An 8685-nucleotide genomic window follows, 5' to 3' on the forward strand; every position below is an offset into this window, starting at 1 on the left:
TAGAAAAAATATGAAGGGATTAAATCTTTCTCAGACAGATAAAATTATGCTACGAAAACGAGCTATAATTGAATGTGTAAATGATGAATTAAAGAATATATGCAAACTACAACACACTAGACACAGGGTTGTAAATAACTTCTTATTGAATATTTTGGGAGCTTTAGCTGCCTATGCTTTCTTTCCTAAAAAACCTTCTCTAAATATTCAGTTTCAACAGCAAGAAAAGCAATTATTCCTTGCTGCTTAAACCGAACTCACGTAATTTTAGCATTAAAAGATTCTGCTGAAGCATTGGTGCTTCGGTTATCAAAGTAGTTTAGAATCTTTTTGTGATGCGTATCTATGGTTCTTGACACGGTATTGAAAGACTTGAATCCAGCTTGATCTACCTTCTCAGCCCATTTAGCTAATCGTGTAAAAGCATAGATTTTATCAACAGTTGTGTTGAATATCCAAGATAATTCTTGGCATAATTTGTAAGCCTTTTGAATGTCAGTATAGCGTTCAAATAGTAAACTACCTCTTTGCTTTTGTTCTATTGTCCATTTGTGTTCACTTTTATAGAGTAAATAGCGACTTCTAGCTAACATTTGCTTTATAGTATCACCATTTGATAAAATTTCTGAAGTGTAAGTTTCTTTCCTCTTTTTAGCATCTTCAATGGCTTTATTTTCTTCCTCAATAGCTTGCCACCGGTGTTTTATCCTGATTTCTTGAAGTGCCTGAGTTGCCAATTGCTGCACATGAAAGCGATCAATAACCTGTACAGCATTAGCAAAACACGTCTTAGCTATAATCCCCATATTGCCAGCTAAGTCAAGTGTTATTTCCTGTACTTTATTGCGTAATCGGAGTGGAATTTGTTGAAGCACAGAGATAATACTATCGGATTTAGTTCCTTTGAGAATTGCAACTATAGTACCTTTCTTTCCGTGAGCTTCTTTATTAGTTACCACCGTATAGAGTTCACCATGAGAAAGACTGGTCTCATCAATGGAAAGACTACTACCTATATTCTGTGGAAATATTAGTCCTTCCTGTGCATTTTCGCGATGGGCCCACTCTTGAAAACCACTGAGTTTATTACGGTAGTATCGCCTTAATTTATTGGCTGATATACCATAAAATGAGCTAATAGTTTTGATACTGTGCGCTTGATTATCCGCTGATACAATGAAAACTAACGAACTGACTTCAAACTTTATTAAGTTTAATCCAGAATACAATTGGATAGACACATTAAAATATAAAGGTGTTGTTTACGGAGAAGGAATAGGAAAAACTAAAAACGAACAATTTGACGGATACAAGAAAAAATAACTACGCACAACAAGGTATTGCCAAAAGCGGGGCTGAACTGCTAAGTTCAACGTTCTGCCCTACTTTGTCGCCAAAAACGAATTTTATTCGTTTTTTATTTTTAAATTTAACTCATAAAAATTCGTTTTGGCTCGCCTCAGTGCAAAATCGAAACTTTTAGCTTCGATTTCCCCACACTTCGCCAAGCCGCGGTCCGTTATGTGTAATCAGTTGACAAGATTTCGTCTAAAAATTAACGCTTAATTATTGAATAGTGTACCAAGATTTGGTATATTTGAATCAAATAATAAAATTATGGCGAAAAACACTTCTATACTTCTCGGCGAATATTTTGATAAGTTCATAAATGAACAGGTAAAATCTGGTAAATTTTCATCGGCAAGCGAGGTTGTTCGAGCTGCATTGAGAATGTTTGAATATGAGGAAACTAAGAAATCAGAATTAATTAATGAACTTAAAAAAGGAGAAAAATCTGGTTTTGTGAAAAACTTCAACCGAGATTCACTTTTAAATAATATTCATCAAAAATATGCTTCTGAATAATGAATTTCAAAATCAGTAAAGAAGCACAATTTGACCTCGAAAATATTTGGCTATATACTTTTGAAACTTGGTCGAAGGAACAAGCTGATAGGTATTTCAATTTAATTTTTGAAGAAATTGATTATTTAACTCAAAATCCAACTTGTGGTAAAGATTATAGTCATATTAGAAAAGGTTATTATCGCTCAAAAGTTAAATCACATTTTATTTTTTATCGAATAAATCTAAAAGAAAATGCAATTGAGATTATCAGAATTTTACATCAACAGATGGATATAGAAAATAGATTAAACGAATAAAAAACTGGCTACACCTAACATCGGCTTGGCGAAATGGCGGGTTAAGGGAAATATAGAAAGTTTGAGCATTTTTAGTCGCAACAGCTTTTTATATTTCCTTTTTTCATAAATTTAGAAAATAATAAAAGGCTGTGGCTTAGGTTAGTGCAAAGTTGAAAGTTTAGGCTTTCTAATCCTCCACTATTACCTAGATTAGAAGAGATTACTATTGAGAATTTTAGATCAATTGGTGATGAACCAATCTCTATTAAATTTCATCAAAATATGCCAATTACTTTTGTTGGTGAAAATAACGCTGGAAAATCTAATATAATACGAGCTATTGAACTTATGTTCGGTGAATTTCATCCTAAATATAAAAACTTAGATGATTATGATTTTTACAAAAGAATTACTTCTAATAGAATATCTATTTCAACAAAAGTTTCTGGATTTAGAACGAGATTAGGCAGACAAGGAGAATTTTCTTGTGGAGGATTTAATTATGCTTACGTCAAAGGAACTGAAAGTTCATACACTGCAACTCAAGCTGAAAATGGTTTTAAAAATCAATATGTAAGTAATAATTTAAGAGAAGAATTATTATGTGTTATAGTAAATTCAGAACAAAATTTATCTTTTCAACTAAGTTATGCTTCTAAATATACTCTATTATCCAAAGTAACTAAAGCATTTCCCGATAAATTAAGTAGTGACGAAGAAAAAGTACAGAGATTAAAAGAACTTTTTGAACATAATAAACAAATCTTCCTTGAAGTAGAAGAATTTAGACAATTTTCAGAAAGTATGTGTACCATTTCAGGTCAAATGATGTCAAATATGACACACGCTTTAGGCTTTGATTTTTCCTCGTACGACCCTAGTAATTATTTTAAAACATTGAAAGTTCATCCATCGGAAGATGGACAAATTAGAGCATTTGAAGAATTAGGAACTGGTCAGCAACAAATTTTAGCTTTATCATTTGCAAAAGCATATTCAGATAATTTTCTTGGTCAAGGGATGATATTAATTTTAGATGAACCAGAATCTCATCTTCATCCTATTGCACAAAAATGGTTAGCTAAACAAATGCATTCTTTAGCTGAAAGTGGATTGCAGATAATAATTACCACTCATAGTCCCTACTTTATAAACTTAGAATATTTACCAGGTATATATATTGTTTCCAAAGATGAGCAAACAAAAATATCAAATATTACAGCAGAAGAGTTTGCTCAATTTTCTATAGATACAGGTGCAGTTCGAGCAACGGCTGAAACTATACTTCCTTTCTATGCTGCTCACAGCAAAACAAATATACTAAGTGGATTATTTGCAAAAAAAATAGTTTTAGTGAAAGGAGAAACTGAAGAGTTATCTCTTCCAATAATTTTTGAAGGTGTCGGATTGGATGTACTTAAAGAAGGAATTGCAATAATTGGAGTTGGTGGAAAAGGAAATTTAGCAAATTGGTGGAGATTATTTACAGCATTAAAAATACCAACATTTATATGCTTCCATAACGATGATTCTGATGATAGACAGGGTTATAAAAGCAAAGAATCTCTTAAAGCTATAGGAATTCAAGATGATGCAATCGCTGAAGTATTAACATCAAGAGATTGGAATATTAACGATAGCTTTTGCGTATTTGGTCAAAACTATGAAGTAACAATGAGAGCTACATTTTCTAATTATGAAAACATTGAAAATGAAGTCAAAGATGAACTGGAAATTCTAAGCCAATCATTGCTAGAGCAGTTGCAAAAAGATTACTAGAAGATAATTTTGTAGAAGAAGAATGGCAAACATTTAGAGAAGTCGCACTAAAAATTAATGAATTATAACTGCACATAACATTGTATTGGCGAAATGGCCGTTAAAGGTATATATAAAAAGTTAGTTCTGCTTTAACCTCCAAAAAAGAATACTTTCATTCAGAATAATGATTAAACGAAAAACCTCTGCCCAATTAAGGGTCAGAGGTTAAAAACAACACTCGCTTATTATTCAGGTAACAAAACGAATTCTTTCATTGATTTGATTTTCAAATATTTTGCAGCTGTAGCTTTGAAAGTCTAGAACCTTCATTTCATAAAATAGGATTACAATATTTTATAATTGTTGTGGTTTCAATAATTAGAAATGAATTTGTATTTCACAATTATAACAACTCAGTGAATACCCACAGCTCCTACTTAAAAATAGTTAGGCAAATAAAAGTTTTGGCTTTTTTTAATTTTCCATGGCAAATAATCCGTCAAACCGGACAGATAGAGGGACAACTTTTTCGTATATTTACAGCAACATCTAGCCTATCCTGTAGAATGACGAAACTGAAATACTATTTGCATCTCCTAACGCATATAGGCGCTGATGCGAATTCCTCGTATTTGGATATCAAAAGAATATGTATGGTGAATATCATATGTATTCTATGCATTATTCCGTCCTTCGTATTTTCGACAATCAATATTTTTCAAGAACGCTGGATATTATCCTCTATCAATCTATTGACAGGCATGTCCTATAGCGTAGTGTTGGGGTTGCAATATTTCCATCGCCCACGAAGTGCAAAAGCTTTGCTCCTTATATCCAGTACAATTTTATTTTTTATTAGCGGATTATTATATCAAAATGGAGCTCAGTATTTTTTATTGAGTGTCTTGGTTGTATCCATGCTTTTGTACGACAACATCAAATATTTAAGTATTGGCAGTGGAATTATAAGTTGTGGTATCTTAATTATTTACTCGAATCCTGACATAGATTTTATCGAAGCACCCGTACACAAAGATAGAGCTATATATAATATATTATCCTCTTTGGTTTTCTTAATCACAGCCATAGCTTTCTTCAAACGTGTGATCTATAATGACAAAAAACAGATTGAGGAGCAACGCATTCGTTTAGAAGAAATAAATAATGAGAAAGAAAAGATTTTCTCTATTATGGCTCACGATATGCGTGCACCCTTGGTCAATGCTTCTATTATTATTGATATTTTCGAAACGAATACGGTCAATAAAGATCATATGCATGATTTTATAGAACAACTCAAAAGACAATTGAAGGATCAGCATAAAGTCTTGGATCAAATCCTTACATGGAGTAGCAATAGCATGAAAGGTGCTCCTACCATTCGAACGAAAATATGTGTGGTAAAAGCCCTTGAAGAAATTATTAACGAATTTAAAATACATTATATCCGAAAGGGAATTCACATCCATGTGAATGTGAATGAATCAAGTTTTCTCTTTGTGAATTATGACCACATGCGCATTATCCTACGGAATCTGATTAGTAATGCGATTAAATTCAGTTACCAAGATGGCCATGTGTATATCTCTACGACTGAAGACGAGCAAAGGATTTATATTCATATACAGGATGAAGGTGTGGGCATAGACATGGAGAAATCCGAAGCGTTATTCAATCAAGTACAACAGCGATCAATAGGCACTTCTAACGAGTCAGGCGCTGGATTGGGCTTGTTGCTTTGCAAAGAATTAATTGAACTTAATGAAGGAACTATTCATATAGAAAGCCAACCAAATGCTGGTTCAACTTTTACGGTTGGTTTTCCAAAATATACAGCACATGATTCGAATGCAAATATGGATAAAGAAGAATTTTTCACCTTACAAAATAGTGAATCTTAATAAAGATTATCTATGAAAAGTATTATATTTGATATCATCGCGACTTGAAAACTTTTTATTACTAACCTACTGCCGTTGAAATTTATATTCCATTATGAACACAAAAGTCTACTATGGTGAAAAGCTTTTTGATCCGAGATGGATTGCCAAAAGAAAGCATATTCTAAACCGTGATCAATTCAAATGTGTACATTGTAAGCGCAGCGAAGTCAAGCTACATGTTCATCACAGACAATATCATATTATCAAGAGATTGAATGTACATGCGGACCCTTGGGATTACGCGGACAATCTACTTATCACCTTATGCGAAAGTTGCCACTCTAAAGGCCATCGCTTGTACGAAGTACCAATTAAATACATCTAACCTAACATTAAAAATATGGGAATTTTCGATTTTATATTTAAAAGAAAAGAAGCAGAGAAAACAGAAAAAGCTACGGACCAAGAAGAAATACCAGACCTTCCACGTAATCTCTTTGTAGACGATTCGGATCCAAATTATAATACCAGCAGTACAAGTTTAGAATTTGGGACAAAATTGCCTATTGATATTATTTACGGATTCCTAAAAGAAGATTATGAATCCAAAGCATACAACGACGCGCTCGTAAATCCAGATAAATCTTATAAAGAGAAAAATCTTACGATTATAAAGAGTAATCTTGAAATCAAATTCAAGCAGGTACTTCTCAAATATGAAGACATGATCCGTGAGATCGATTTTCATATCAAAAGCAGATCTGAAGCTGGCTTAAGTGATTTGGTAGAACTCTTGAAATCCAGAAAAGAAACCTACATCAAACATGTAGACGAACTAAATAAAATGAAAGCACATTTGGAAGAAGGTGAATTATACATGACCGGTCTTTTCCAATCGTACGAAGTAGGATTTACCAAAGGATTAGCCTCCCTTTCTATCCATAATCTTAAAATTGATAATAATTCATTATGAGAAATTGGTGGATAAAATTCGGTTGCTTCTTGACTGGATGGAACTACAATATACTTCAAAGTTGTACAGAAGCAAGTTATAAGCAACTAAAAAAATACACTTCTGCTATCTTGATTTTGATTATTCTGTGGGCTTTTGTAGGTTATTCCTTTGCAGACAGATATATCCAAACAGGCACATGGGGTTCCATAGGAATTGCTATAATATTTGTTTTAATCATTATTCAAATCGAACGGCAAATTATTTTAAATGTTGGGCATAATAAGTTCGCATCGATCTTTCGGATGGTGATTGCCGTTATCATGGCCGTATTAGGGTCAGCGATTTTGGATCAGATTATTTTCAAAGATGATATCGAGAAAAAAATGATTGAAATCGTAGACAGGCAGGTAAAAAAGCAATTGCCAGATCGTTTATCAGTCATTAATACGAAACTCTCTGAATTGCAAGTGGAAATTGACTCGTTGGATCATCGAAATATTGAGTTGTATAAACAGATTAGTCAAACCCCTACGATCAACACAGTATCCACTAGCGTAACGACTGTACCGATAAAAAATGAGGATGGTAGCATTACCAATAAAACCCAACGTACGGTATCTAATAATCCTATTGCAAATCCAAAGATTAAAGAAGCTGATCTAAATAACAATAACTTAAAACAGCTTCGTGATCAATATGAAGAATACAGTCAGCGTAAATTGAAAGCTGAAGAAAGCCTAAGAGCAGAACTCAAAACTAAAAAAGGATTTTTGGAAGAGTTGAATGCTATGCTTGAAATCTTAAAAGAAAGCACGGTAGCGCTGATTTTCTATGTGATCTTGTTGGCTTTTCTAATTTCGTTAGAACTGTTCGTATTATTGAGTAAATCCGATAAAAATAAATCCGATTACGATCTCATAATGGAACATCAACTGGATCAAAAACGTAAAACTTTGGATGGTCTGAAATAAGCTTATACTAAAATAATACTTCCTATAATAAGAAATGTCCAGCTTTAAACTGGGCATTTCTGTTATTTTACATCCTTCACGCAACGTACCGAATTCGTACGACTCAAATCTTTTCCACCATCATTATTCGGACTAAAATAATAAGAAGCAATTTGAAAAGAGGTTGATTCCTCTTTATAAACATTACCCGAATGCCAATAAAAACAAGATTGATTGACTTCTGCCGGAGAACCGCTATTGTAGGCACCAGCCGCTGGTAAGAATAAATATTTATCTTGGTCAGCGACGGAAGGAATTTTATTAGTTCCAATATAAATTCCTTGTACAGATGTACCATCAGGCTTTACATAGGCCCCAAATGCTTTATTAGATTTTCCATACCAATCCACATATTTTTCTAAATTAAACACGTCTTTTTCTGTTGGTAAGCGCCAGCCTGCTCCTACCTTGCCACAAATATTGTCGACTGGAACGCCCGTTCTCGAACTTTTATTCTGGGTATTCATCGGATTAGAATATACCAAACCGTCATTGCTACGATACCAGTAATCACCATACTCGCCTTGAGAAGTAGCAAACGCATACTGATCCTCCCCTATTTTAATGAGATTTCCATTTGCCCATATTAGCGTACCATCATTAAATCCTTCCAACGACCCACCTTTGGATTTTAATACAATCTCAATAGTATAGGAAACACCTGGTCTAGCCAACAAAGAAAATAAATCCAAATTTTCTTTTTGAACGCCCCCAATTTTTAATTTTTCCAAGGTCAAAACATTCGTTAGTTCCCCATTAGTGAATATTCCGGACCATACTACACCACCATTCCACAGCAAAATACACCAGTCATTCCGCTCCAAAGTACACCACTAATTAATAGCGTTGTACAGGTTTGATTCATCAGTTAGAATAATCTTATGTATATTTTGAACTGACATTCCGGCGCATACTACACCAATTATTCC

Annotated in this window: 10 protein-coding genes; 8 read left to right on the forward strand and 2 right to left on the reverse strand. The window is 33.4% G+C overall.

The features are described from left to right. Window positions 1-250: transposase (locus H8B04_RS16355; protein ID WP_223815476.1), on the forward strand; the 250-nt coding region annotated here is incomplete at its 5' end. Window positions 251-257: 7 nt separating this feature from the next. On the opposite strand, the gene H8B04_RS16360 is transcribed toward H8B04_RS16355, so the two are convergent. Next, window positions 258-1241: an ISAon1 family transposase gene (locus tag H8B04_RS16360; protein WP_317170679.1), complete on the reverse strand. Its 984-nt coding sequence runs from the start codon at window positions 1239-1241 to the stop codon at window positions 258-260. 376 nt (window positions 1242-1617) lie between these two features. Here H8B04_RS16360 and H8B04_RS16365 point away from each other — a divergent pair, with 376 nt between their 5' ends. From H8B04_RS16365 to H8B04_RS16395, 7 genes are all read left to right on the forward strand, one after another. Continuing rightward, complete coding sequence (locus H8B04_RS16365) at window positions 1618-1866, forward strand: type II toxin-antitoxin system ParD family antitoxin (RefSeq protein ID WP_165292007.1); 249 nt, start codon at window positions 1618-1620, stop codon at window positions 1864-1866. Then, window positions 1866-2165: a type II toxin-antitoxin system RelE/ParE family toxin gene (locus H8B04_RS16370; RefSeq protein ID WP_165292006.1), complete on the forward strand. Its 300-nt coding sequence runs from the start codon at window positions 1866-1868 to the stop codon at window positions 2163-2165. The genes H8B04_RS16365 and H8B04_RS16370 overlap by 1 nt, the downstream gene beginning before the upstream one ends. Before the next feature lie 201 nt (window positions 2166-2366). Then, a complete protein-coding gene (locus tag H8B04_RS16375; RefSeq protein ID WP_190303029.1) occupies window positions 2367-3926 on the forward strand; it encodes an ATP-dependent nuclease in 1560 nt (519 codons plus the stop codon). 548 nt (window positions 3927-4474) lie between these two features. Continuing rightward, window positions 4475-5809, forward strand: coding sequence for a sensor histidine kinase (locus tag H8B04_RS16380; protein ID WP_190303027.1), 1335 nt, complete (start codon window positions 4475-4477; stop codon window positions 5807-5809). A 94-nt stretch (window positions 5810-5903) separates the two neighbouring features. Then, window positions 5904-6176 carry an HNH endonuclease gene (locus tag H8B04_RS16385; RefSeq protein ID WP_165292004.1) on the forward strand — a complete coding sequence of 91 codons (273 nt, stop codon included), beginning with the start codon at window positions 5904-5906 and terminating at the stop codon, window positions 6174-6176. Window positions 6177-6191: 15 nt separating this feature from the next. Further along, entirely contained in the window at window positions 6192-6764 is a 573-nt protein-coding gene (locus H8B04_RS16390) for a hypothetical protein (protein WP_165292003.1), read from the forward strand. Beyond that, the gene (locus H8B04_RS16395) at window positions 6761-7717 is read left to right on the forward strand and encodes a DUF4407 domain-containing protein (RefSeq protein WP_206366898.1); all 957 of its coding nucleotides are present in this window, start codon (window positions 6761-6763) and stop codon (window positions 7715-7717) included. The genes H8B04_RS16390 and H8B04_RS16395 overlap by 4 nt, the downstream gene beginning before the upstream one ends. Window positions 7718-7779: 62 nt before the next feature. On the opposite strand, the gene H8B04_RS16400 is transcribed toward H8B04_RS16395, so the two are convergent. Beyond that, a complete protein-coding gene (locus H8B04_RS16400; RefSeq protein WP_190303028.1) occupies window positions 7780-8580 on the reverse strand; it encodes a fibrobacter succinogenes major paralogous domain-containing protein in 801 nt (266 codons plus the stop codon). Between the last annotated feature and the right edge of the window lie 105 nt (window positions 8581-8685).

The sequence above is a fragment of the Sphingobacterium litopenaei genome (assembly GCF_014692495.1).
GTDB lineage: Bacteria > Bacteroidota > Bacteroidia > Sphingobacteriales > Sphingobacteriaceae > Sphingobacterium > Sphingobacterium litopenaei.